Source organism: Granulicella aggregans, from assembly GCF_025685565.1.
GTDB lineage: Bacteria > Acidobacteriota > Terriglobia > Terriglobales > Acidobacteriaceae > Edaphobacter > Edaphobacter aggregans_B.
Genome location: NZ_JAGSYE010000002.1, coordinates 935,975 through 958,429 on the forward strand (window position 1 = coordinate 935,975; position 22,455 = coordinate 958,429).

Genomic DNA, 22,455 nt, shown 5'->3' on the forward strand with positions numbered 1-22,455 from the left:
TCTCGTTTTAAGGGCACGGCTTCAGCCGCGCCATGAGCCACTCGCTCAAGCAATTGGCTTTAGCCTCTGAGGTACGTTTCTTTCGAATTCCCCTCGCCGCACTTATTCCACTTTGCCCAAAATCAAAACGGCGGTGGGCCAGACGGGAACCCGCCAACTCACCGCCATTCTCACTCACTAAAAACAGAATCCTACGTATTCGTCTTCTTGAAAATCTTCTCCGGAATATGCGTCAGCACGAACATAATCAGGGCCCACTTCGAAGGTACATACAGCGTATCCTTCTTCGCATCGACCGCGGCCACGATGCTCTTCGCCACCGCGTTCACATCCGCGAACTTCTCGCTTCCAGGCATAGCCGAAGTCATCGCCGTCTTCGTCGGCCCAGGCTTGATCGTCAGCACGGTTACGCCCTCGCGGTCCACGCGATTCCGCAGACCACCCAGGAACGCCGAAAGCCCCGCCTTAGAAGATCCATAAACGTAGTTCGACTTCCGCCCGCGATCGCCCGCCACGGACGAGATGACCGCTAGCACGCCCGCATGCCGCTGCACGCAGAAGTTCGCCAGCCACGTCAGCAGCGACACCGGTGCCGTAAAGTTCGTGTGCAGAATCTGCTCCGCCGTTGCAAAGTCAGCCTCCGCCTGCGCCTGGTCCCCCAACACGCCGTGCGCGAGATAAGCCACATCGAGACCCGTCAGCGAGTTCACCGCGTGGGCCAACAGTTCCGGGTGCCTAGACGTGTCATCAAGGTCCGCGACCGCCGTGTCGACATAGTGGGCCCCACGCGACTTCAAATCGGCGGCCACAGCAGCCAGCTTGTCCGCGTTCCGAGCGATCAGAAATAAGCTCGCGCCCTTCGCCGCCCATATCCGGCAGGTGGCCTCAGCAATGCCGGAGGTAGCCCCCAGCACCAGAATCTTCTTCGAAGCGTAGATCGTCTTTGCAGGCACCGCATGCAAAGCAAGTTCAGGAGTTGTCGTCTGTGTGCTCATAGTGTGGTTCGGTCTCCGGTAACGCGCTCCCAGAAGCTGGAGGTAAGCAAAGGATCGCGGAAGCGTTCGAGCTTCTCCCACTGAGGATAAAAGGCCTGGAACTGCGGAGCGGTCATCGCGGCATCCTTCGCCGGATAAAGCCGTCCGCCGTAATCGCGCGTCATGTCGGCCAACCGCTCAAACAGCGGAAAGCTCAGATTCGGCTTGATCGGGAAGTCCAGCGCCAGCGTGATTCCCGGCTGCGGAAAGCTCATCAATCCCGGCGAAGGCACATCGCCAAACGCTTTCAGCACCGCCAGAAACGAAGCCAGTCCCGACTTTGCCACTGCGCCAAGGATCGCAATCGTCCCCTCGCGCGCGTTCTCCCACGGAATCGCATACTGGAACTGCAGCAGACCACTCTTTCCATACAGCCGGTTCCAGTGCAGCACCTTGTCCAGCGGATAGAAGAACGGTTCGTAATCCTGCAGCGCCGTAACGCGCGGCTTCAGTTGCTTGTGGAAGAACACTGTGTTGAACGCCGCCACCGTGTACTGGTTCAGCGCAAATCCCGGAGCGTCCAATGGAAACACCAGCTTCGGCTCTGGCGAAGGCTTCAGTTCGTCCGGCACCTTCGAGTGGTCGCCCAGCATGAACACGCCCCGCGCAAAGTTCTTTCCCGTCGAGACGCAATCGACCCAGCTCACGGTGTACTCGATATGCTTGTACTGCTCGGTCAGCGCAAGAAACTCGTCGATCCCGTGGAACTGAATCCCCTCGTAATCGATCGCCCGCGACACAATCGGCTTCATCTTGAGCGTCGCCCACGGAATTACGCCCGTCAGCCCCAACCCGCCAATGGTCGCCGAGTACCAGTCGGGATTCTCCGTCGGCGAGCAGAGCTTGTAGCTCCCGTCCGACCGCATCAGCCCAAACCGCGTCACATGCGATCCGAACGTTCCCGCCACGTGGTGGTTCTTGCCATGAATATCGTTCGCAATCGCCCCGCCCAGGGTCACGTACTTCGTCCCCGGCGTTACCGGCAGAAAGAATCCCCGCGGCACCGCGAAGTCCAGAATCTGTGCCAGCGTCATCCCTGCCTCGGCCGTCAACAGGCCTGTCGTCGGATCGAAGTCCAGTATCCGGTCCATGCCCGTCGTCACCAGCAGGTTGCCGTCCTTGAGAAGGCAGCTATCGCCGTAGCTACGGCCCATGCCTACGGCCAGCGCCCCGCCGTGCAGGCCCTTCATGGCTCCCGGTATATCGCCCTGCCAGTTCAGCGGGACGATCTTTGCGTCATAAACCGGATACCGTCCCCACGGCTCAAAGGGTGGCTTGAAACCAGGCTGGGGTGGTGCCTGGTACGGCGGCCTCGCCGACGTTCCCGTTTCCTGTGCAGGTTCCTGGACGATCGCAGATTGTGCCATGTCCCCAGAATAGCTGATCCCGATCGATTTCCAATGAAAAACCTGCCCGTCCCGTGATCCTCACGTGACTCTTTCGCAGCACTGCAATCCCGCTATTTACCCTGAACCTAATTCTCCACTTGGGTAAGCAGCACAAACAGCTCCGACCGCAGCTTCCACCCCGCTGCCGTCCGTCGCCACATCGCCGAATAGGTCCCGCTGAATAAAGTCCGCCCATCCTGCAGCCGCCCCGTCCAGTGTCCGTGCTCCGCCGCCAGCGGGAGCGCGCTTGAAAGCTGGATTGCATCCACAATCCGCTCGTAGCTCAAAGGCGAAGGCTGCTCAAACCCCTGCGCAAAAGCCGCAACATACTCCTTACGGCTAAGAAAAGTGCCGTCCCCAATGACCACAACAAAGTCGTCCGCAAGACTGGCCGAAACACCCGCAACATCCTGCGCGGCGATTGCCCGGTTCGACTCCGCACGAATCGCCCGGATCTCTGTCTCCTCTGAAGATCTTTGCGAATCGCCCGCAAGCGAAGACGACTTGAACAGGACCGCAGCCCTTCTGACTCTTTTCATGTCACCAGCATAGCGCGACGCTGCTCAGAACCTTATGCTTACCATGTTTCCAGCGGGCGGCCTGCATATCGGCCATTCCATCGATATGGAGAACGCGATGCCCGTATTTGAGGCAGGAGCCAGCGGGGCGATCGGCGAGCCATTGATCGGCGATTTGCTAAAGCAAGGACGCCAAGGCAAGGCTATTTGTGGTGAGAATGAGGACCAGTGAGGCGCGGGCCGGCACCCAAGAAAAAGGCCATGGCCTTAGCTATGCCCTATCCGAAGAGTGCCGCTTCGGCTGACCTATCCCTGCGCCCGCTGCCCCGCAAACTCCTCAAGCATCGTGACCAGTCTCTTCCGTTCCTTTCGTGCGCGATCAACATCATCGACAATCTGCAGGCCAACCGAGACCTTGTTCTTCTTCTTTTTGCCCGGCGCTTCCAATCGCGATCGGATCTCGTCGGACGTTGCGAAGTCCTGAAAGATGTGGTCCTGGATCTTTGCGGCGATCGGGTAGATCTCTGTAGGACGACCTTCCCGCAAGGGGCCAGTGTCGGGAAACAGTTCCACGGCTTCCTCGGGCCGGCTTTCATGGATGCGTATCGCCCGCTCCTTCCCTTCATCGATGATGATGGCAACCGGCACGGCATTGAGCAAAGCCCGCATCTTCAACTCTGTCTTGCGTGCCGCCGCGTCGGCGCACTTCTTTTCGTGGATGTCTTCAACGCTTCCGTACCACCGTTTGATCTCGCCGTTCGGGCCCAGCCGGGGTAGACCGCGCGACCGCATCCATCTCCACTCGCCCTCGGTGTCTTGCACCCGGTACTCCATATCGATTCGTTCGCCGGTGCGAAGGGCCTTCTTCATCTTGCGGATCGTAGGCTTCAGGTCGTCGATATGCAGCGCTTCCAGCCAGCCGAGGTTGCGGGTCTGTTCCTTGATGGCGGAGTCCGTCCTCACCCACTTCGAACTCATCTGCAGGTTGTTGCCTTCAGGGTCCATCACCCACGGAACCTGCCGGTTCAACTCGATCAGGTGGCGTTGTACAAACTCGCTCTCCTGCAACTCGTCCTTGGCCCTCTTTTGTTCCGAGATGTCCATCACCGAGACGGATACGCCAATCACCTCGTCTGCCTCATCAAAGGCTGGCTGGTACGAAACCATGATCCATCCCATCTCCTCGGAGCCTTTCTTCGGCCTGGGAATCTCGACCCCTGAGATTGCTTCGCCCTCCAGGCTGCGCACTAGATACTGCTCAATATACGGATAAAGCTCTGGCACCATCTCCTGAATCGTCCGTCCAAGATGAGCGGCCACGCCGGCACCGTTCATCTCCGCTAGCCGCTGATTCATGCTGACGTAGCGCAGACTGCAATCGACAAAGCACAGACCTACCGGAGCGCCATCATAGATCGCCTGGAGTTGGGCGAGTCGCTGTGTCGGCAAAGCCTCCAGGCTGGACGCCGCCCAATCTTCTCCCGGGCACGGCAGTCCAGCCGCCGCTGGCCGAAACGGCTCCGCCACCATCTCGCGGATGGAGTCGAACGACGATGCTCTGCCATAGTGCCACCCTTGTCCAAGTTCACTCCCAAGCCACAGAAGCATGTCCGCCTGTTCCTGGGTCTCGATTCCTTCGGCGACCGTGCTCAAACTCAGGCTGTGACCCAGTCCAATGATCGCCGCGACAATCTTGCGGCTCTCCCGCTTCTTCGTCATCTGGCTGACGAAGGCGCGGTCGATCTTCAGTTCGTCGAACGGAAGCGCGTGCAGGTGCGCGAGGCTTGAGTAGCCAGTCCCGAAGTCGTCCAGCGAAAGGCGGCAGCCGAGCTCCTTGAGCTCATGGGCGAGCCCTTGTGATCGGGCGAGATCACTGAGAAGCGCGCTCTCCGTAATCTCGATCGTCAGACGATCCAGACGAAAACCGGCGGAGGAGGCCATACTCTCGATCTGCCGAGCCAGATCGGGGTAGGCAAGCTGTATGGGGGAGAGATTGACCGAGAGCTTCAGCGGCTCTGCCACCGCGGCGATAAGCGAAAAAGCCTTCGTGAACACTTGGTGCGTGAGCTCACCGATCAATCCGCTCGACTCCGCCAGCTCAATCAGATTCGAGGGGAGATAAGCACCACGGACCGGGTGCTCCCACCGCGTGAGCACTTCAAAACCGGAGAGCTGCCCGGTACGCAACTCCACGATCGGTTGAAAGTGGGGAACAAGTTCATCGTCCGCGATTGCTCTATTTAGTTCAGGGAGGCTGATGAGCATGGCGTAACAGTAGCCCCCTGAATGGAGCCCGTCTGTAGTCTTGAACACATAGGCAGCAGACAGACGTTGTAAATCAAAATCTTAAGGGCCAGCAACTGGAAAGAGATGGTGACCTATTTGGCCTTTCGCAACCGAAAGTGCAACGTCAGAAGAACCGCAGACAAGACTTGCCGTGCCTCGCCCTTATCGCCAAACCAAACCCACAAAGCAAGAGGGCACCGCCGAAGCGATGCCCTCTTGGATACTTAAATCTTGGGAACGAGTCAAACTAAGCAGCAGCCTTCTCGCGTGCCGACTTGGCTTCTGCGAGCGCAGCCTTAGCCTGCACCGCAAGCGCGGCGAAACCAGCAGCGTCATTCGCTCCGATGTCCGCAAGAATCTTGCGATCGAGAGGATTGCCAGCCAGCTTCAGGCCATTGATGAAGGTCGAGTAGCTCATACCGTTCAGGCGGCAAGCTGCGTTGATACGCGCGATCCACAGAGAGCGATACTGCCGCTTCTTCTGCTTACGGCCGGTATAGGCGAACATGAGTCCGCGCTCGACGGCCTCCTGCGCTGCCTGGTAGAGCTTGGATTTGGTGAGGAAGTAGCCACTCGCGCGCTTGAGAATCTTTTTGCGGCGGTCGCTACGTTTTGTACTCCGTTTTACACGGGGCATGGTGCATCTCCTTTGGCGTACTGCGGTTAAGCGGCTGGAGGGAGGTGGCCCTCTTCACGCGCTATGCAACTTCAGATCTCGGTGGAACTGCCATAGGCAATTCCAGGGGCCGATAACGCATTTCCTGGCCCTTTTCCCTTGCAGGAGGCTCGATCTGAAAAACTCGCTTACCTTATGCCTGAAAGATCAGGCGTAAGGAAGCATGCGGGCGACGTTGTACTGATCCGCCTCGGAGATAAGCGCCGACCCGCCCAGCTTGCGCTTGGTCTTGGTGGCCTTCGAGGTCAGAATGTGGCGCATCTTGGAGTGCCCGCGCTTGAACTTGCCGCTGGCAGTCTTGGTGAAGCGCTTCGACGCGCCCGAGTGTGTCTTCAACTTTGGCATGGGTTTCCTGGTGACTCTGGATGAAACTGGACAACCCTCTTAGTCTATACGAGAACTCGGCAAAACGGTGGCGTTTTATCCGCGTCTTGCCGCACGCGCAAACTTTTTTAGACACAGCGGTGCCGGAATTTGCTTTAAAGTTAGACGTTACGTATAAATTTTCCATGGTCTCCGATACGGATTTCAAAAACACTCTCGAAAAAGCTAAGAGTGAACTGATAAGCAATCAAGAGCGTCTTGGCAAAATTCTTCAAGAGCAGGAAAGCATCGAAACTCGCAACGCCAAGCTGCGCGAAATCGTCGCGGTCCTTTCGCGAGCCGTTGGAGAGCAGTTCGTCGAAGAGGATGCAATTGGACTGACCGACGCTATCAGAGGTGCGTTTCGAGGTGCCGGTGGCCCATTGCAGCCTACAGAAGTTAGAGACAGGCTCAAGTCCACCGGTGTTGACATCACCAAATATGGCAATGTGATGGCCTCTGTTCACAGCGTTATTAGCCGCCTGCACGCACGAGGCGATATCCAGCCCGTAACCGTCGGAGGGAAACCAGCGTTTACGTGGAATCACTCGCGGGGCATTGGCGCACCTCCAAGCAAGGGCACAAAGACCCTCTAATTTTGGATCCAAATAGAAACCGCTCTCACGTTTCACGGACGCAAGAGCGGTTAGAGAAAGGATGAATCCCGACATGCGATTGACTCTTGTAATCCGACGCATCCGTTTCGGTCTGATGGTGAGTCTCACCATCGAGCCCCCGTAGGGGAATCCCTCCCCATTATATTCAACCATCTCGTCCCATTCATCGCGAAACACTGCGATGAATGGGACGAGCCCTACAAACGTCACCCAAAGAAAACTGCCGGCGACACCCCAAACCTCCGGCTCAACCTCGCAATGTGATCCCGGTTCAACTGCCGCTTCCCTGCCAGAACCAGAGAAACGATGCTCTCCCCACCCATCTCTTCTGCAACGTCCCGCTGCGAAAGCCCATTCTGATCGAGCAGAAACCGCAAAACCTCCGCCGGTTTCGCCTCCGGCATCGGATACCGCTCCGACTCGTACCGGTCGATCAGCGCAGTCAAAAGCTCGATCGCCTCTTCATCCCCCAGCGACCGCTCCGCCTTCCCTGTCAGCGAAAACAGCGCCTCGGTGTACTCCGCAAGTTCCTCGTCCGTATGAATCAGCCGCGGAGCGCCTGCCCGGATCATCTCTGCCGGATTTGCCAGTTTCGTCGTCATCGCTTGCGCCCTTATCGCGGTTCGCCAACATGGGGCGTTAAGCCATTCTATCGGCCCCAAGGGAGGCATCGGGGACGGTGCTTTGCACCACCAAAAACCATCCTCCCCCGTGCTACACTATAGATACAGAATTTACCCGTTCAATCAGCCCTAAACCACTGAATTGACGCGGGAATCATCGCAATTTCGAGCGGCCCCCGACGGCCCCTCCTTCCGCACCAAAAATACGGTCTCACGGAGCTCCTTTGGCATCGACAGCAACCCCCACCGGCACCGCCCTTCTCGACCTCGAAACCCCGGCCACCCCAGCCGTAAAAGAAGGCGGCGGCTACTCCGCTGAAAACATCACCGTACTCGAAGGCCTCGCCGCCGTCCGCCTGCGCCCCGCCATGTACATCGGCAGCACCGGCGAGCAGGGCCTGCACCACCTCGTCTACGAAGTCGTCGACAACTCCGTCGACGAGGCCCTCGGCGGCCACGCCACCCGCATCGACGTCACCATCCACGTCGACAACTCCATCACCGTCGTCGACGACGGCCGCGGCATCCCGGTTGACGACAAGGTCATCAACGGCGAAAAGATGCCCGCCGTCCAGGTCGTCCTCACCATGCTCCACGCCGGCGGAAAGTTCGACGCCTCCAACTATAAGGTCTCCGGCGGCCTCCACGGCGTCGGCGTAAGCTGCGTCAACGCCCTATCCGAAGAGTTCGACGTCGAGATCTGGCGCGACGGCCACGCCTGGGAGCAGGACTACTCCAAGGGCGCGCCCATCAGCACCCTCCGCAAGATGGGCCCCAGCAAGCGCAAGGGCACCAAGGTCCACTTCCTCCCTGACAAGTCCATCTTCACCGTCCACGAGTTCTCCTACGACACCCTCGCCCAGCGCCTCCGCGAGCTCGCCTTCCTCAACAAGGGCCTCGAGATCCACCTCACCGACGAGCGCACCACCGACGCGAAGACCGGCGAGAGCAAGCACCAGGAGTTCAAGTACATCGGCGGCATCGCGGAGTTCATCAAGCACCTCAACAAGGGCAAGCAAGTCCTCCACGAGAAGCCGATCTACATGGAGGCCGAGCGCGACAACGTCGCGATGGAGATCGCCCTCCAGTACAACGATGCCTACTCCGAGACCGTCTTCACCTTCGCCAATAACATCAACACCATCGACGGCGGAACCCACCTCTCGGGATTCAAGACGGCCCTTACGCGGACGATCAACGCCGCCGGTCAGTCCCTCGGCCTCTTCAAGGACGTCAAGGAGAACCTCTCCGGCGATGACGTCCGCGAAGGCCTCGTCGTCGTCATCTCGGTCAAGCTCTCGCAGCCGCAGTTCGAAGGCCAGACCAAGGGCAAGCTCAACTCCGACATCGCCGGCACCGTCCAGGCCTTCGTCAACGAGCGCCTCGGCGCCTTCCTCGAGCAGAACCCCCAGGTTGCCAAGAAGATCATCAACAAGGCCATCGATGCAGCCCGCGCCCGCGAAGCCGCGCGCAAGGCCCGCGACCTCACCCGCCGCAAGGGCGCTCTCGACGGCGGCGGCCTTCCCGGCAAGCTGGCCGACTGTTCCGAACGCCAGCCCGACCGCTGCGAGCTCTATTTGGTCGAGGGTGAATCGGCCGGCGGGACCGCCAAGCAGGGGCGCGATCGCCGCTTCCAGGCAATCCTTCCGCTCAAGGGTAAGATCCTCAACGTCGAGAAGGCCCGCTACGACAAGATGCTCGGCCACGAGGAAATCCGCGCCATGATCACCGCCCTCGGCTGTGGCATCGGGAAGGACGACTTCGACGCCTCCAAGCTCCGCTACGGCAAGCTCATCCTGATGACCGATGCCGACGTCGACGGCTCCCACATCCGCACCCTCCTGCTCACCTTCTTCTTCCGCCACATGACGGAGCTGATCAAACGCGGCCACGTCTATATCGCCCAGCCGCCGCTGTTCAAGATCAAGAAGGGCAAGTTCGAGCAGTACATCAAGGACGAGCGCGAGTACGTTGCCGTCATGCTCAAGCGCGCGTCTGACGGAATGCTTTTGACCTACGGCGAGAAGAAGCTGCAGCTCCAGGGCGATGACTTCACCGCCTTCATGGGTCAGCTCTCGGAGTACCTCGGCCTCTGGGACAAGTTCCAGAAGCGTCTCCGCAACGAGACCGTCTCGCTCGACTTCATCAAGCTCTTCTCGCACGAAGGAGCGACGCCTGCAAAGAAGGAAGACTTCCAGGCCGATCCCGCAAACCCAGGCGTGGCACCCGCCAAGCTCGTCGAGATGCAGGCGAAGGTCCAGGCCGCTGTCAAGGAGTTCCAGTTCCGCGCCGTCGGCGAGCCCACCCTCGACGAAGAGCACCAGACCTGGTCGGTCAGCTTCACCGACTCCCAGGGCGCAGTCCGCACCATCGACTGGGCCCTCGCCAACGCCGCCGAGAGCCGCCAGCTCCTCGCCAAGTACGCGATCCTCAAAGACCGCCTCGAAGGCCCCTTCCACATCTCCTACGCTCCCAAGACCGCAGCCGCAGTCATCCAGGAAGCCGCCGATGAAGCCGAAGAGATCGCCTCGGAAGAAGGTGTAGCCGCCGACGCTCAGGCCCCTGGCACGATAGCCGAGACCAAGCCCGCAGCCAAGCGCTCCAGCAAGGTTAACCAGGACCCCGTCGAGAAGAAGACACCTCGCGAGGTCTTCGAGTACGTCATCGAGCAGGGCCGCAAGGAATACCAAGTCCAGCGCTACAAGGGTCTCGGCGAGATGACCGCCCCCCAGCTCTGGGAGACAACCATGGATCCCGAACGCCGCACTCTCATGCAGGTCAAGCTCGAAGACATCGCCGCCTGCGAGGAGATCTTCACCACCCTGATGGGCGAAGACGTCGAGAGCCGCCGCAAGTTCATCGAAGAGAATGCCCTCGACGTCAAGAACCTCGACATCTAACTCCACTTCAGTTCAAACAAAAGGGCACGATCCAACGCCGGATCGTGCCCCTTCGCCACTACCCTCCATCCTTGTCATCCTTCGCCGAAGGCGGAGGATCTGTTTTGCTTTCGTACATCGACTCCCACCGATCACATCCCCGATTGGCACTGTCCATCGATTCGGCCAGAATCGACCCACATTACCCAGAGTCACGGAGCCAATCCCTCAATGAAGTCCTCTATCGCTGTTCTCTTTGGCCTTGCCCTCGCCATCCCTACATCACTCTCCGCCGAAAAGAAACCCGAGAACCTGGACCCGGTCGTCTGGGGGACGATGTCCCACAACTCCGGCTGCATCATCTTCGCCGAAGGCAAGCACACCAGTGGACGCTTCTACGGGGTCGCCGTCACGACCAAGACTGTCGGCAAACTTACCCTTATCGAAACGCAGGACTACACGTTTGATCAGAAGGTCACCGACGAGACTCAGGAGAACATGGACAACCTGATGCGCCTCGCCCAGAAAGACCACGTCAAGTTCGTCAAGATCCCCGAGAAGTACTCGCCCGACTTGCTTGAAAAAGCCCGAGCCTCCTGCAAATAGGAGGCTCAGTTACTTGTGTCGTGCGCCGTTCGATCGGCTTGCTCTCCCGGAAGAACGATAAAGCGCACTGGCTATGACCCAAACGTCGCATGGCCCAGGCTCATAGACCGTTTTACCGTTAGACTCCCGGTGATCCGCTTGAACCTTTTAGCAACCCACGAGCCAAAGCAAAACACGCCCGCACGGATCGTACTCCAACGGAGCGCCACCCGCTTTAACGCCGCAATGACGCTGCTCGTAGCGGCCCTGTTTTTCTTTGATCTTCTGCTCACCCGCAAAGTCCAGCTTGACGGGCTCTCCCAGCTCTCCAGCGGCTGGCCCACCTTCCTGTTCGTCGTGGCAGGGCTCTGCCTCTGCCACTGGCGTCCCCTTCCGCGTCTCATCCACTCCTGCGAAAATGCGATCTGGGCGGTTCTGCTCACCCACCTGCTCTCAGTCGTCATTCAGATCGCCGCACGGAGCCCCTTCCCGCTCGTCGATGCACAACTCACCTACATCGATCGATGCCTTCACCTGAACACCGCCCGCATAGCGGGCCTCTCGGCCCACATCCCGATGCTGCGCTCCATCTTCGCCGCAACCTACAACCTCGTCTCGCTGCTGATTATGTTGGCGCTGATCCTGCCACCCTTCACCGGTCGCCCTGAAGCATCGCAGCGTTACATCGTCGCTCTCGTCATTGGCACCCTGATCACAGCGACGCTCTTCGCCCTATGGCCCGCAGCCGGCCCGTGGATGACCGAAGGTTTCGCGCCCAGCCCTATCCAGCTACAGGTGACAAAGTACCTCCTCCTGCTGAAGTCGCCCGCAAGAGTCACGCTCAACTTCAACTCCGCCGCCATCGTCTCCTTCCCGTCGTTCCACGTCGTGCTCGCGCTCCTATCAGCGATGTCCCTCGGCGCAATCCCCCGCGTCCGTCCACTCGTCTGGTCCTTCGCCGGCATAACCTGCCTGTCGACCCTCACCACCGGCTGGCACTACGGCATCGATCTCCTCGGCGGTCTTGCGGTCGCGGTCACCGCGCAGCTCGGCGCGGCATGGGTCTGCCCTTACCTCGAAGAATCCGGCAAGGATTCCCTCTCTGCCCGCGAATCGAAGATCCTCGCCAACACACCAAAGCGATTCAAACGCGCCGCCTGATCCCTCCCATACACCGCGTTCAAAGCGGAACCAGTTACGGCTCAATCTTCCCCCCAAACGTAGCGCAGCTTTCGATCGTGCCCCCAATCAGCCCGGTCTTGAACCACTTCGTGCGCGAGGCGCTCGATCCGTGAGTCCACTTCTCCGGACTCACCGCCTTGCCAGCCATCTGCTGTAGATGATCATCCCCCACCGCCGCTGCCGACTTCAGCGCCCCCGCCACATCGTCCTCATGCACGATGTTCCGTTGTTCGGTCGAGTGCGCCCACACCCCCGCAAAACAATCCGCCTGCAACTCCAGATCCACCGATAACGGATTCTTCTCGCCGGGCTCCTGCTGAACCAGCCGCTGCATCCGGTTCTCGATCCCTAGCAAGTTCTGCACATGATGCCCCAGCTCATGCGTAATCACGTACGCCTGCGCAAAGTCCGCTGTGCTGCCACCAAGCTGCTTCAGTTCGTCCCAGAACCCCAGGTCGATGTAGATCTTCTCATCCTCAGGGCAATAGAATGGCCCCGTCGTCGCCTGCGCCGTCCCGCATCCCGAGTACGTCTGGTCCCGATACAGCACCAGCTTCGCATGATGATATTTCTTGCCCTCATCCGCAAAGATCTGCGTCCACGTCTTCTGCGCATCATCCAGCACAAAGCTGATCAACTGCACATCACGATCCTCGCCCGCCGGATGCGCCTTCGCCTCGCCCGCTACTCGAGGCCCACTCTGCACCGCGCCCTGCCCACCTCCACCACCAAAAAACCCGCCCAGGAAGTTGTGCCCAAACACCAGGCTCAGCAGCAGCAGAATCACGAATCCACCAATCCCCAGCCCACCTCCGCCCATCCCGCCGAAGCCACCAAATCCTCCACCGCCGTCGTCAAAACCACCGCCCGAATCATCCCGACGATCCTCAATATCGTTACTCTCACCACCCGGCGTCCAATCCATATCACTTTCCTCTCAGCTCTCAGGCCCGTCTAGTTTCATAGATACGTCATCTCGACCGAAGTCCGCGCTTTTGCGGACTTAGCGGAGAGACCGCCGCATTTCGCTCTTGTCGTGTAGGTCTCCCAACAGATCTTGAGATGCACTCTTGGACTTCGCTCCAGAGAAAAATCCCATGCAGGGAAACTTCGTCGCGCCAAACTATCACCCGTGCGCACCACTACACTCAAATCATTATGAGCACCACCCCACACATCGGCAAAGCCAACGGCCTCTACCCTCCTGGCCCGAAGTTCCTCCCCCGCCTGCTCACCGGTCGCGTCTTCCGCGGCAACGCCGTCACCTACATGCAGGAGTGCGCCCAGACCTACGGCGACCTCGTCCACTACACCGCCGTGGGCCGCCACATCTACCAGATCACCCACCCTTCCCTCATCGAAGACTTCTTCCTCAAAGACGCCGCCAAACATCACCGCGGCATCGTCATGCAGCGCGCGAAAGCTGTACTCGGCGAAGGCCTCCTCACCAGCGAAGAGCCGCTTCACATGCGCCAGCGCCGCCTCGCCCAGCCCGCCTTCCACCGCAACCGCATCGCGTCCTATGCCGAGACCATCGGCCAACAAGCGATCGCCATGACCTCCCGCTGGCAGCCCAACTCCACCCTTGACCTCCGTGAAGAGATGCTCGCCATCGCCCTCCGCATCGTCGGCAAGTGCCTCTTCGACCTCAACGTGCAATCGGACGCCGAAGTAAAGAAGATCTCTGAGGCAGTCGATGCCTTCATGGGCTTCCTTCCGCTCGCCTTCCTTCCCTTCTCCGACCAGATCATGAAGCTGCCCATCCCCACCATGCAGCGCATCCGCAAGGGCAGCGCCGAACTCGACGCCATCATCTACGGCATGATCGAAGACCGCCGCCGCGATCCCCCCTCCGGCCTTTCAGGCCGCGGCGATCTCTTGTCTATGTTGATGGACGCGGTCGACCCGGAAGCCACCGGCAACGAGTCGGCGACCATGTCCGATCAGCAGCTCCACGACGAGTGCCTCACCATCATGCTCGCGGGCCACGAGACCACCGCTAACGCCCTCAGCTTCGCTCTAGCGCTGCTCGCCCGACATCCCGAGATCCAGGCCGCCGTCTCCACCGAAGCCCGCGAAGTCCTCGGCACCGGCGACTCCGCCCGCGCCCCCGCGGCCGAAGACTACTCGAAGTTGAAATACACCACGCAGGTCTTCGCCGAGGCCCTCCGTCTCTACCCTCCCGTCTGGGTCACCGCCCGCACTTGCCACGAACCCTACGAGATCGCCGGCTACAAGATCGCCCCCGGCTCCATCCTCGTCGCCCCGCAGTTCGTCGTCCACCGCGACCCACGCTTCTTCCCCGACCCTCTTCGTTTCGACCCCACCCGCTTTTCCGACGAAAGCAAATCCTCCCGCCCCCGCTACGCTTTTTATCCCTTCGCAGGCGGGAGCCGCCAGTGCATCGGCGAGGGCCTCGCCTGGATGGAGGGCGTCTTCGTCCTCGCCGTCATAGCCCGCGACTGGAAGCTCACCCTCCCGCCCAACCCTCCCGCAGAGATTGCTTACAACCCCGCCATCAGCCTCCGCCCCAAACATTCCGTCGATCTGACTCTCACCCGCCGCTAGTGACCCCACGCCAACCCTCCGCTCTGTGCCCCATTCATCGCGGCTTTATCGCGATGAATGGGTCGGCCACCAACTCACGCTTGTCATCCTTCGCCGTGGGCGGAGGATCTGCTGTCCAATCGGTCACCCAACCCCCAATGCAATAATCCCAACATGCCCGAATCCTCCCGTCGCCACTTTCTGTCCATCTGCTCTGCTCTCGGCCTCGGTAACACCCTCCTTCCCGGCACCCTTTTCACCCTCGCCGCTCAGGCCCAATCAAGCGCCCCAGCGCAAGACCAGAAGGCCGCCGACTTCCCCAAGATCACCCCGGAGATGATCGACGCCGCAGCCGCCATCGCCGGCATCACCCTGACCGCTGATCAGAAGAAGATGATGCTCACCGGCCTCACTGAGCACCGCGACTCCCTCACCGCCATCCGTGACCTGCACCTCCCCAACTCGGTCGCTCCTGCATTCGTCTTCGATCCTGTCCCGGGCGGAACCGTCCTCGAAACCGTTCGCAAGCCCGCGATCCTCGGTCCGGCCCCCGACGTCTCCATCAACCCCAGCAATTCGGAAGCCCTCGCCTTCGCCACAGTCCGCGAACTCGGCGAACTCCTCCGCACCCGCAAGATCACCTCCCTCGCCCTTACGAAGCTTTACTTAGCACGCCTGCGCAATTACGATCCCACCCTCCACTTCGTCATCACCTACACCGAAGACCGCGCTCTCAAACAAGCCGCCACCGCGGACGCCGAGATCGCCGCTGGCAAATATCGAGGCCCGCTCCACGGCATCCCCTGGGGCGCAAAAGACCTTCTCGCCGTCAAAGGCTACCCCACTACCTGGGGAGCTGCGGGCTTCGAGACGCAATCCTTCGACTACGACGCCACCGTCGTCCAACGCCTCGATGCCGCCGGTGCCGTCCTCATCGCCAAAACCACCCTCGGCGCTCTAGCCCAGGGAGACCTCTGGTTCGGCGCACGCACCCGCAACCCGTGGAACCCAAAGCAAGGCTCTAGCGGCTCTTCTGCCGGAAGCGCCAGCGCAACCGCCGCCGGCTGCCTCGGCTTCTCCATCGGCACCGAGACCCTCGGCTCCATCGCCTCGCCCTCCACACGCTGCGGAACCTCCGGCCTTCGCCCCAGCTTCGGCCTCGTCCCCCGCACCGGGGCCATGGCGCTCAGTTGGACGATGGATAAGATTGGCCCCATCTGCCGCTCCGTCGAAGACTGCGCTCTCGTGCTCTCCGCCATCTACGGCCCCGACCAGCATGATCTCGCGACCCAGAACGCCGCTTTCAACTGGGACGCCACCTTCGAGTGGAAGTCCCTCCGCGTCGGCTACATCAAGGCCGCCTTCGAGATCACCCCTCCCAAACCCGACGCCAAAGACAGCGAAAAGCAGTCCTACGCCCGCCGCCTCTACGACGCCAAATTCGCCAACGCAGCTCTGGACGTCCTCCGCAGCATGGATATCACCCTCACACCCGTCGAGGTGCCCAAGTTCCCCTTTGACGAGATCGTCCCCGTCCTGGAGGCCGAGGGCGCAGCCGCGTTCGACGATCTCACCCGCTCCGGTCGCGACACGCTCCTCACCGGTCAGAAGGATTATGACTGGCCAAATACCTTCCGCGTCGCTCGCTTCTACTCCGCCGTCGACTACATCCAGGCCATGCGCGCCCGCACTCTTGCCATCGCGAAGATGAACGAGTTCTTCGCCAACTTCGACGTCATCGTCACCACCTCCGGAGGTACCCAGCTCGCTGCCACAAACCTCACCGGCCAGCCCGCCATTATCGTCCCGAACGGCATCCGTGGCAACGACGCCCCACCCGCAACCCACAACGTCGAAGATGACGACGACAACGCCGGCGGCCCCGGCACTCCAACCTCCATTACCTTCTTAGGCCCGCTCTACTCTGAAGCCCGTCTAGCCGCCTTCGCCCGCGCCTATCAGGAAAAAACCGGCTTCCATAAACTCCACCCCAAGCTCAGTTGACCACGTTGCCTCTGTTTGTTCTTGCCGTCATCCTGAGCGCAGCGAAGGACCCCTACGAAGCCAAACTGACCCAAGCCGCCCAAACCTTTCCGCCACGATTCCTCAACTCCGTGCCCCATTCATCGCGCCTTTGTCTCTCGATATGAGTGGGTCCGCCACCACCCCACCCTTGTCATCCTTCGACGCAGTCGGAGGACCTGCTCCTACCACCTCCCCACAAATTCCGCATCTCCCCGTATCCCTCCGCCTAAACTTCGTATCTCATAGAGACATGATCGCTGAAATCATCGCCGCCGGCTCCGAGATGCTCACCCCGTTCCGGCAGGACACCAACTCCCTCTATCTCACCTCCGAACTCAACGACCTCGGCGTCGCCGTCGCCTTCAAAACCATCGTCGGCGACAACCTCCAGCACCTCACTGCCGCAGCGTCCGTCGCGCTGATGCGCGCTAACATCGTCATCTTTTCCGGCGGCCTTGGCCCCACCGAAGACGACCTCACCCGTGAGGCCGTCGCCGCCGCTCTCGACATCTCCCTCGTTCGCGACGAAAAACTCCTCGCCGACCTCGCAGAGCGCTTCGCCAAGCGCGGTTTCGTCATGACCGCCAACAACTCCAAGCAGGCCGACGTCCTTGAAGGTGCCGAGATCCTCCCCAACATCAACGGCAGCGCGGTCGGCCAGTTCCTCGTCACAAACGTCACCGATCCGCTCGGCGAATCTCACCGCCGCATCGTCATCCTTCTCCCTGGCCCACCCCGCGAGCTCAAGCCCCTCTTCGCCGCCGAGGTCAAGCACCGCCTCATCTTCCTCGTCCCCGAGCGGCACATTGCCAAGCGCGTCCTCCGCATGGCCCTCCTTCCCGAGTCCCAGGTCGACGCCCGCACCGCACCCATCTATAAACAATTCCCCGACGTTGAAACCACCATCCTTGCCCACGCTGGAGAGATCCAGCTTCACTTCCAGGCATCTGCGAAGACCGTCTCCGAAGCCCAATCTCAGGTCGACAACCTCGCCACCCTCATCAAGCTCGAGATGGGTGAGGCTATCTTCTCCGACGACAACAGCTCCCTCGAAGAGGTCGCCCTCGATCTCCTGGCCGCAAAGAACTACACCCTCGCCACCGCCGAGTCCTGCACCGGCGGCCTTCTCGCCCAACGCATCACCGCCATCCCCGGCAGCTCAAAGCAGTTCCTGGGCGGGGCAGTCGTCTACAGCAACGACCTCAAGACCGCCTTCGCCGACGTCCCCGCCGACATCATCGCCGCCCACGGTGCAGTCAGCGAACCGGTAGCCCGCGCCCTCGCTCAGGGCATTCGCAAGCGCACAAATGCCTCAGTCGGCATAGGCATCACCGGCATCGCCGGCCCAGGTGGAGGCGATGCCAACAAACCCGTAGGACTCGTCTACATCAGCCTCGCTACTCCCACCGCCACCACCGTCACCCAGCTCAACCTGATGGGCGACCGCGACCGCATCCGCTGGTGGTCCAGTCAACACGCCCTTGAACTTCTCCGCCAGGCGTTGCTCTAGCCGCGCAAAACTCAGGCTGCACTAAAGCACCTGGCGCCCGGCGACGACCGGCTTCGTTACCTGGACGACGATCCATAGGAAGACCAGGCACCCCAGCAAAGGGAAAGCATAGAAGCTCAGACTCGTAACCACGTCGAGTCTCGCTACAGCATTACGCCCAGCAGGCCGTAGGGCAACGACAGCCTGCCCAATGACGTTGATGCCCAGGAACCATAAATACAGAATGAAGCTAACCCCAAACAGATAAACCTTGCGATTCCGGGAAGCCACCTTCCGAGCCGTCCGCTCCTCGCGGGCTGTGACGATCTTCCGCGCATCCGCCATCATCGTTTCACCTCACAAGGGTCGACTGAGACAAGCCTACCGCCCGCACCCCACCGAATTCGCCTTTCCTCGACTGCCCTCAAAACTGAAGTACTATGTTTCCCTGTAACGATTGTGGCAACCTCGCTCACCATAGATCGGCTGGCCCGGTAGCCTCCGAGGCCCCATCTTCCGTCGCGGGCCGAGTTTCAGAAAATCGCCAACGGCTATGCGTGATTCGCTTTGGCAATCCCCTTTCTTAGGAGGAATTCAATGGCACTCGATCGCACTCTGCCAGGAATTCAAAATCTCAAACATGTCGTCGTCCTCATGATGGAGAACCGCTCCTTCGACCACATGCTCGGGGCACTGAAAGCCACCCACCCCAACATCGACGGCCTCACCGGCACCGAGTCCAATCCCGACATCACCGGCGCAACCGTCACCGTCCAGCCGCTCGCTGAGTATCAAAGCCAGCTCGACCCCGACCCCAACCATCACTTCGCCGCCGTCAATCTACAGATTTTCAACAGCACCCAGCATGGGCCGCCGCTCGCGACCGCCAACATGCAGGGCTTCGTCACCAGCTACTTCAATCAGCAGCAGAACACCCAGCAATCCCACAAGATCCTCTACTACTTCACGCCGGATAAACTCCCCGTCCTGACCACGCTTGCGACCCAGTACGCCGTCTTCAATCGCTGGTTCGCATCGATCCCCGGCCCCACCATCTGCAATCGCGCCTTCGCCCACTACGGCACCTCCTTCGGCCAGGTCAGCATGGACATCTTCTACGAGGGCAAAGATATCCCCGCCATCTACACCCGCCTGCTCGCTTCCAACCACACCACCAAGCTCTTTTACTTCGACGAAGCCAGCTCCACCATGGAGGTCGTCAACCTCCTCCAGAACGAGCCCGCCATCTTCGGCACCTTCACCGACTTCCTTAGCGCCTGCCAGCAGAATGCTCTGCCCGACTACTGCTTTCTCGAGCCCAACTACACCGACCACCCCGCTCCCGACGGCAGCGGCGAAGCCATCGCCTGCGACCAGCACCCCGACCACGACGTCCGCGCCGGCGAGCAGTTCATCGCCCAGGTCTACAACGCCATCCGCGGCAATTCCGATCTCTGGCCGCACACCGCACTCCTAGTCGTCTACGACGAACACGGCGGCATCTACGATCACGTCCCCCCGCCATCCTGTCCTGCGGACGCGCCCTATATCGCCCAGCCCGCTGACACCGGCACCCTCGACCCCTTCGTCTTCGACCGCCTCGGCGTCCGCGTCCCTGCCATCCTCATCTCGCCCTGGGTCGCCGCCGGCACCGTCATCCCCGACACCTTTGACCACGCCAGCATCCCCGCTACGGTCAGCGACTTCCTTCAACTCCCACCCGGCAAGACCTCAATCCGCGAGCAGACCGCCAACACCTTCCTAGGCAATCTCAAGCTCGCTACCATGCGCACCGACGACGAGTGCCCCACCTTCGTCCTTCAACCCCCAAACTAGCAAGGAGGCCATCCGTGGAACCGATCAAAGTCCCCGCGCCACCGCGGTCCGCCTACAACCACAATCGCCGCATCTCCGACCTGCTCCTTCACCAACTCAAGCACTTTCAGCATGTCGAGATGAAGAGCGGCGATCTCGGCATCGATCCCGAGATCGCGCGCAACATCTACACCGAAGCCGGAGCGGCGAAGTACATCGCCGCTATCACCACAACACTCCGCGCGAAAGGCCTTGCCGGGACCGCAACAAAGCCGGTACTCAGCATGCCGCCAGCGAAAAAATCGGCGAAGAAGTCTCCGAAAGCCGCTCCTCTCGCCATCGCCGCAGCCGCAACAAATACATCAGCGCCAAAGAAAAGCTCCTCGAAGAAACTCGCGGAGAGGAAGAAATGAAGCCGCGACTTTCACTCTTCGCCGCCGCCCTTCTCAGCGCCCAGCTCTCGATGACGCACGCCACGGCCGCAGCCCAGGGCGGCAACGAGAGCCGCATCCACTCCGACTTCCGCCGCGAGTGGCTCGAGCTCCACCCTTGCCAGGAGCAACTCGTCAAGCCCTGTTCCACATTCACCTTCGGCCATCTCGTCGACATCGGCCAGACCCTCGTCACCGGTCAGCCCTTACACATCGCGGTCGGCAGTCTCGCCCCGCAGAACGGCTTCGCCCCCGGCCTCGCCTTCGTCGAGCACAAAGACTTCTCCAGCGAACGCCGCCTCACCTTCAACGTAGACGCCGTCGCCAGCACCAACCTCTCCTGGCGAGCAGGCACCTACCTTACCACCTACAAACTCCCGCAATCCAACCAGACTATCGGCGTAGTCATGGGCACGCCCACGGCGAAGCAGAAGGCTCCCTCCGTACTTGTCTCCCCCGTCTACAACCTATACGCCGAGACAACCTCCCTCAATCGCCTCTACTTCTACGGCCTCGGCCCCAACACGCTCCCCTCCGGCAAATCCTCCTTCGGCCTCACCCAGACCATCGCCGGAGCCAGCGCCATCATCCCGCTCAATCGCGCCGGCATCTCCTTCACAGGAGAGTTCAACGGCCGCGTCCCCCAACTCCGACCCGGCAACGACCCCACCATCCCCACCGTCGCCGCGCTCTACACCGAAGCCTCCGCCCCGGGCCTCGCGCAGTCCGCAACCTTCCTCCAACCCGGAGTCGGCATACAAGTCCAGCCCAGCCTCTTCAACAATCGCCTGCGCCTGCACTACCTCGCCAACTTCCAGTACTTCGGCGCTGTCGACGCCCCCTACACCTTCCGCCGTTGGACCGCCGACATCGGCCACGAGTTCGCCCTCAACCGCAAAGTCACGCTCATCGCCGCCAATCCCCACAACGGCCCGGACTCCTGCGCCTCCGTAGGCTCGGCCTGCCCGCACATCTCCACCACCACCAACAACGAGGGCTCCATCAGCCTCCGTCTGCTGCTCAGCGGCTCAGCCGCCAACGCCAAAAACGCAGTGCCCTTCTACTTCGACCCCACCACTGGCGGCTCCAACATCGACGGCGACCCCATCCTCGCCAGCTATCCCGACTACCGCTTCCGTTCTCCCAACATCGTCCTCCTTCGCGGCACCGCCGAGCACTCTCTGCCCAAGGTTCCCCTCGGCGTCTACTTCTCCGCCGACGCCGCCAAGTCGCCCTTCACGCGCAGTGATCTTGACTTCACGAATCTCCGCACCAGCTACTCCGTGGGCCTCACAGTCCACGCCGGCGGCCTTCCGCTGGTCTATCTCCTCTATGCCTGGGGCGGCAACGAAGGCACCCACACCACCTTCTCCATCAGCAACACACTGCTAGGCGGATCACCCCGCCCTTCGCTCTTCTAACATCCAATGCCATTGTATTGGCCGTCATCCTGAGCGAAGCGAAGGACCTGCCACACCGCGCACATCACCCCCACATCTCGAACCTTTCGCCCACAGACTTTTAGGATCATCGAATCATCCACTCAGTGATATATCTTTCCCGTATCCACTCGCGAGACTTCGCTCATGCTCTACAACCGCTCCGTCCCACCCTGCCCCGTCATCCCAGTCCTCTACTACCCATCTCCACAAGAAGCAGCAACATGGCTACAAAACGCATTCGGCTTCACCGTGCGCTTAATCATCGCCAACCACCGCATCCAGATGCGTGCCGGGGAAGGATGCTTCACCATCGCCGAGGGCGACGCCACTCCCAACCACTCCTGCACCGTCCAGGTCCGCATCACCGAAGCCATCGCGCACTGCGAACGAGCCCGCGCCACTGGAGCCATCATTCTCAGCGAACTCCGCGACGAAGTCTACGGCGAGCGCCAATACACCGCGCAGGACTTCCACGGCCACCGATGGAACTTCACCGAGACCTGCGCCGACATCGAACCAGAAAGCTGGGGCGGCACCTCGGTCAATCTTTGATGG

General features: G+C 60.8%; 21 protein-coding genes. 12 read left to right on the plus strand and 9 right to left on the minus strand.

All coding sequences use genetic code 11. The features are described 5' to 3' along the window. Positions 1-191: 191 nt before the first annotated feature. The 3 genes from OHL18_RS13500 to OHL18_RS13510 all read right to left on the minus strand — a co-directional run bounded on the left by OHL18_RS13500 (position 192) and on the right by OHL18_RS13510 (position 2,961). Complete coding sequence (locus tag OHL18_RS13500; protein ID WP_263375368.1) at positions 192-995, minus strand: SDR family oxidoreductase; 804 nt, start codon at positions 993-995, stop codon at positions 192-194. After that, positions 992-2,401 (minus strand): FAD-binding oxidoreductase, encoded by a 1,410-nt coding sequence (locus OHL18_RS13505; protein WP_263375369.1) that lies wholly within the window; start codon positions 2,399-2,401, stop codon positions 992-994. Before OHL18_RS13505 ends, OHL18_RS13500 begins: the two co-directional genes overlap by 4 nt. Positions 2,402-2,508: 107 nt before the next feature. Continuing rightward, positions 2,509-2,961, minus strand: a complete 453-nt coding sequence (locus OHL18_RS13510) for a nuclear transport factor 2 family protein (RefSeq protein ID WP_263375370.1) — start codon at positions 2,959-2,961, stop codon at positions 2,509-2,511. A gap of 34 nt (positions 2,962-2,995) precedes the next feature. On the opposite strand from OHL18_RS13510, the gene OHL18_RS13515 reads away from it, so the two are divergent. Further along, positions 2,996-3,172, plus strand: a complete 177-nt coding sequence (locus OHL18_RS13515) for a hypothetical protein (protein WP_263375371.1) — start codon at positions 2,996-2,998, stop codon at positions 3,170-3,172. Between the two features lie 74 nt (positions 3,173-3,246). On the opposite strand, the gene OHL18_RS13520 is transcribed toward OHL18_RS13515, so the two are convergent. The 3 genes from OHL18_RS13520 to rpmI all read right to left on the minus strand — a co-directional run bounded on the left by OHL18_RS13520 (position 3,247) and on the right by rpmI (position 6,247). Then, on the minus strand, positions 3,247-5,205 hold the full coding sequence (locus OHL18_RS13520; RefSeq protein WP_263375372.1) for a sensor domain-containing phosphodiesterase: 1,959 nt from the start codon (positions 5,203-5,205) through the stop codon (positions 3,247-3,249). Positions 5,206-5,473: 268 nt separating this feature from the next. Beyond that, positions 5,474-5,863 carry a 50S ribosomal protein L20 gene (gene rplT / locus OHL18_RS13525; protein ID WP_263375373.1) on the minus strand — a complete coding sequence of 130 codons (390 nt, stop codon included), beginning with the start codon at positions 5,861-5,863 and terminating at the stop codon, positions 5,474-5,476. Between the two features lie 186 nt (positions 5,864-6,049). Next, a complete protein-coding gene (gene rpmI, locus OHL18_RS13530) occupies positions 6,050-6,247 on the minus strand; it encodes a 50S ribosomal protein L35 (protein ID WP_263375374.1) in 198 nt (65 codons plus the stop codon). A gap of 20 nt (positions 6,248-6,267) precedes the next feature. Here rpmI and OHL18_RS13535 point away from each other — a divergent pair, with 20 nt between their 5' ends. Continuing rightward, positions 6,268-6,861 (plus strand): hypothetical protein, encoded by a 594-nt coding sequence (locus tag OHL18_RS13535; RefSeq protein WP_263375375.1) that lies wholly within the window; start codon positions 6,268-6,270, stop codon positions 6,859-6,861. Positions 6,862-7,088: 227 nt separating this feature from the next. Here the strand turns inward: OHL18_RS13535 and OHL18_RS13540 are convergent, their stop codons facing one another. Then, complete coding sequence (locus OHL18_RS13540; protein ID WP_263375376.1) at positions 7,089-7,484, minus strand: helix-turn-helix domain-containing protein; 396 nt, start codon at positions 7,482-7,484, stop codon at positions 7,089-7,091. Between the two features lie 245 nt (positions 7,485-7,729). Here OHL18_RS13540 and gyrB point away from each other — a divergent pair, with 245 nt between their 5' ends. The 3 genes from gyrB (at position 7,730) to OHL18_RS13555 (ending at position 12,130) form a co-directional block, all read left to right on the plus strand. Continuing rightward, positions 7,730-10,405 carry a DNA topoisomerase (ATP-hydrolyzing) subunit B gene (gene gyrB / locus OHL18_RS13545; RefSeq protein ID WP_317890494.1) on the plus strand — a complete coding sequence of 892 codons (2,676 nt, stop codon included), beginning with the start codon at positions 7,730-7,732 and terminating at the stop codon, positions 10,403-10,405. Positions 10,406-10,615: 210 nt separating this feature from the next. Then, the gene (locus OHL18_RS13550) at positions 10,616-10,990 is read left to right on the plus strand and encodes a hypothetical protein (protein WP_263375377.1); all 375 of its coding nucleotides are present in this window, start codon (positions 10,616-10,618) and stop codon (positions 10,988-10,990) included. A gap of 138 nt (positions 10,991-11,128) precedes the next feature. Continuing rightward, a complete protein-coding gene (locus tag OHL18_RS13555) occupies positions 11,129-12,130 on the plus strand; it encodes a phosphatase PAP2 family protein (RefSeq protein ID WP_263375378.1) in 1,002 nt (333 codons plus the stop codon). A 34-nt stretch (positions 12,131-12,164) separates the two neighbouring features. Here OHL18_RS13555 and ypfJ read toward each other — a convergent pair whose 3' ends face one another. Next, positions 12,165-13,076, minus strand: a complete 912-nt coding sequence (ypfJ, locus tag OHL18_RS13560; RefSeq protein WP_263375379.1) for a KPN_02809 family neutral zinc metallopeptidase — start codon at positions 13,074-13,076, stop codon at positions 12,165-12,167. A gap of 233 nt (positions 13,077-13,309) precedes the next feature. Between ypfJ and OHL18_RS13565 the strand changes: the two genes are divergently transcribed. From OHL18_RS13565 to OHL18_RS13575, 3 genes are all read left to right on the plus strand, one after another. Continuing rightward, a complete protein-coding gene (locus OHL18_RS13565) occupies positions 13,310-14,719 on the plus strand; it encodes a cytochrome P450 (protein WP_263375380.1) in 1,410 nt (469 codons plus the stop codon). A 153-nt stretch (positions 14,720-14,872) separates the two neighbouring features. Continuing rightward, the gene (locus OHL18_RS13570) at positions 14,873-16,702 is read left to right on the plus strand and encodes an amidase (RefSeq protein ID WP_263375381.1); all 1,830 of its coding nucleotides are present in this window, start codon (positions 14,873-14,875) and stop codon (positions 16,700-16,702) included. Between the two features lie 271 nt (positions 16,703-16,973). Beyond that, positions 16,974-18,233 carry a competence/damage-inducible protein A gene (locus OHL18_RS13575; protein ID WP_263375382.1) on the plus strand — a complete coding sequence of 420 codons (1,260 nt, stop codon included), beginning with the start codon at positions 16,974-16,976 and terminating at the stop codon, positions 18,231-18,233. Positions 18,234-18,254: 21 nt separating this feature from the next. On the opposite strand, the gene OHL18_RS13580 is transcribed toward OHL18_RS13575, so the two are convergent. Continuing rightward, entirely contained in the window at positions 18,255-18,560 is a 306-nt protein-coding gene (locus tag OHL18_RS13580; RefSeq protein WP_263375383.1) for a hypothetical protein, read from the minus strand. A gap of 249 nt (positions 18,561-18,809) precedes the next feature. On the opposite strand from OHL18_RS13580, the gene OHL18_RS13585 reads away from it, so the two are divergent. The 4 genes from OHL18_RS13585 to OHL18_RS13600 all read left to right on the plus strand — a co-directional run bounded on the left by OHL18_RS13585 (position 18,810) and on the right by OHL18_RS13600 (position 22,452). Beyond that, positions 18,810-20,048, plus strand: a complete 1,239-nt coding sequence (locus tag OHL18_RS13585; protein WP_263375384.1) for an alkaline phosphatase family protein — start codon at positions 18,810-18,812, stop codon at positions 20,046-20,048. 14 nt (positions 20,049-20,062) lie between these two features. After that, positions 20,063-20,440: a hypothetical protein gene (locus OHL18_RS13590; protein ID WP_263375385.1), complete on the plus strand. Its 378-nt coding sequence runs from the start codon at positions 20,063-20,065 to the stop codon at positions 20,438-20,440. Next, a complete protein-coding gene (locus OHL18_RS13595; protein ID WP_263375386.1) occupies positions 20,437-21,879 on the plus strand; it encodes a hypothetical protein in 1,443 nt (480 codons plus the stop codon). The genes OHL18_RS13590 and OHL18_RS13595 overlap by 4 nt, the downstream gene beginning before the upstream one ends. Before the next feature lie 165 nt (positions 21,880-22,044). Beyond that, entirely contained in the window at positions 22,045-22,452 is a 408-nt protein-coding gene (locus OHL18_RS13600) for a VOC family protein (protein WP_263375387.1), read from the plus strand. Positions 22,453-22,455: the final 3 nt, after the last annotated feature.

Bases quoted from the DNA above. Each gene is read 5' to 3' on its own strand.
- OHL18_RS13585 (WP_263375384.1), top strand. From the start codon at position 18,810: ATGGCACTCGATCGCACTCTGCCAGGAATTCAAAATCTCAAACATGTC.
- OHL18_RS13505 (WP_263375369.1), bottom strand. From the start codon at position 2,401: ATGGCACAATCTGCGATCGTCCAGGAACCTGCACAGGAAACGGGAACG.
- OHL18_RS13575 (WP_263375382.1), top strand. From the start codon at position 16,974: ATGATCGCTGAAATCATCGCCGCCGGCTCCGAGATGCTCACCCCGTTC.
- OHL18_RS13570 (WP_263375381.1), top strand. From the start codon at position 14,873: ATGCCCGAATCCTCCCGTCGCCACTTTCTGTCCATCTGCTCTGCTCTC.
- OHL18_RS13515 (WP_263375371.1), top strand. From the start codon at position 2,996: ATGCTTACCATGTTTCCAGCGGGCGGCCTGCATATCGGCCATTCCATC.
- rpmI (WP_263375374.1), bottom strand. From the start codon at position 6,247: ATGCCAAAGTTGAAGACACACTCGGGCGCGTCGAAGCGCTTCACCAAG.
- OHL18_RS13600 (WP_263375387.1), top strand. From the start codon at position 22,045: ATGCTCTACAACCGCTCCGTCCCACCCTGCCCCGTCATCCCAGTCCTC.
- OHL18_RS13565 (WP_263375380.1), top strand. From the start codon at position 13,310: ATGAGCACCACCCCACACATCGGCAAAGCCAACGGCCTCTACCCTCCT.
- OHL18_RS13540 (WP_263375376.1), bottom strand. From the start codon at position 7,484: ATGACGACGAAACTGGCAAATCCGGCAGAGATGATCCGGGCAGGCGCT.
- OHL18_RS13510 (WP_263375370.1), bottom strand. From the start codon at position 2,961: ATGAAAAGAGTCAGAAGGGCTGCGGTCCTGTTCAAGTCGTCTTCGCTT.
- OHL18_RS13580 (WP_263375383.1), bottom strand. From the start codon at position 18,560: ATGATGGCGGATGCGCGGAAGATCGTCACAGCCCGCGAGGAGCGGACG.
- OHL18_RS13500 (WP_263375368.1), bottom strand. From the start codon at position 995: ATGAGCACACAGACGACAACTCCTGAACTTGCTTTGCATGCGGTGCCT.
- OHL18_RS13535 (WP_263375375.1), top strand. From the start codon at position 6,268: ATGAAACTGGACAACCCTCTTAGTCTATACGAGAACTCGGCAAAACGG.
- ypfJ (WP_263375379.1), bottom strand. From the start codon at position 13,076: ATGGATTGGACGCCGGGTGGTGAGAGTAACGATATTGAGGATCGTCGG.
- OHL18_RS13595 (WP_263375386.1), top strand. From the start codon at position 20,437: ATGAAGCCGCGACTTTCACTCTTCGCCGCCGCCCTTCTCAGCGCCCAG.
- OHL18_RS13550 (WP_263375377.1), top strand. From the start codon at position 10,616: ATGAAGTCCTCTATCGCTGTTCTCTTTGGCCTTGCCCTCGCCATCCCT.
- OHL18_RS13520 (WP_263375372.1), bottom strand. From the start codon at position 5,205: ATGCTCATCAGCCTCCCTGAACTAAATAGAGCAATCGCGGACGATGAA.
- rplT (WP_263375373.1), bottom strand. From the start codon at position 5,863: ATGCCCCGTGTAAAACGGAGTACAAAACGTAGCGACCGCCGCAAAAAG.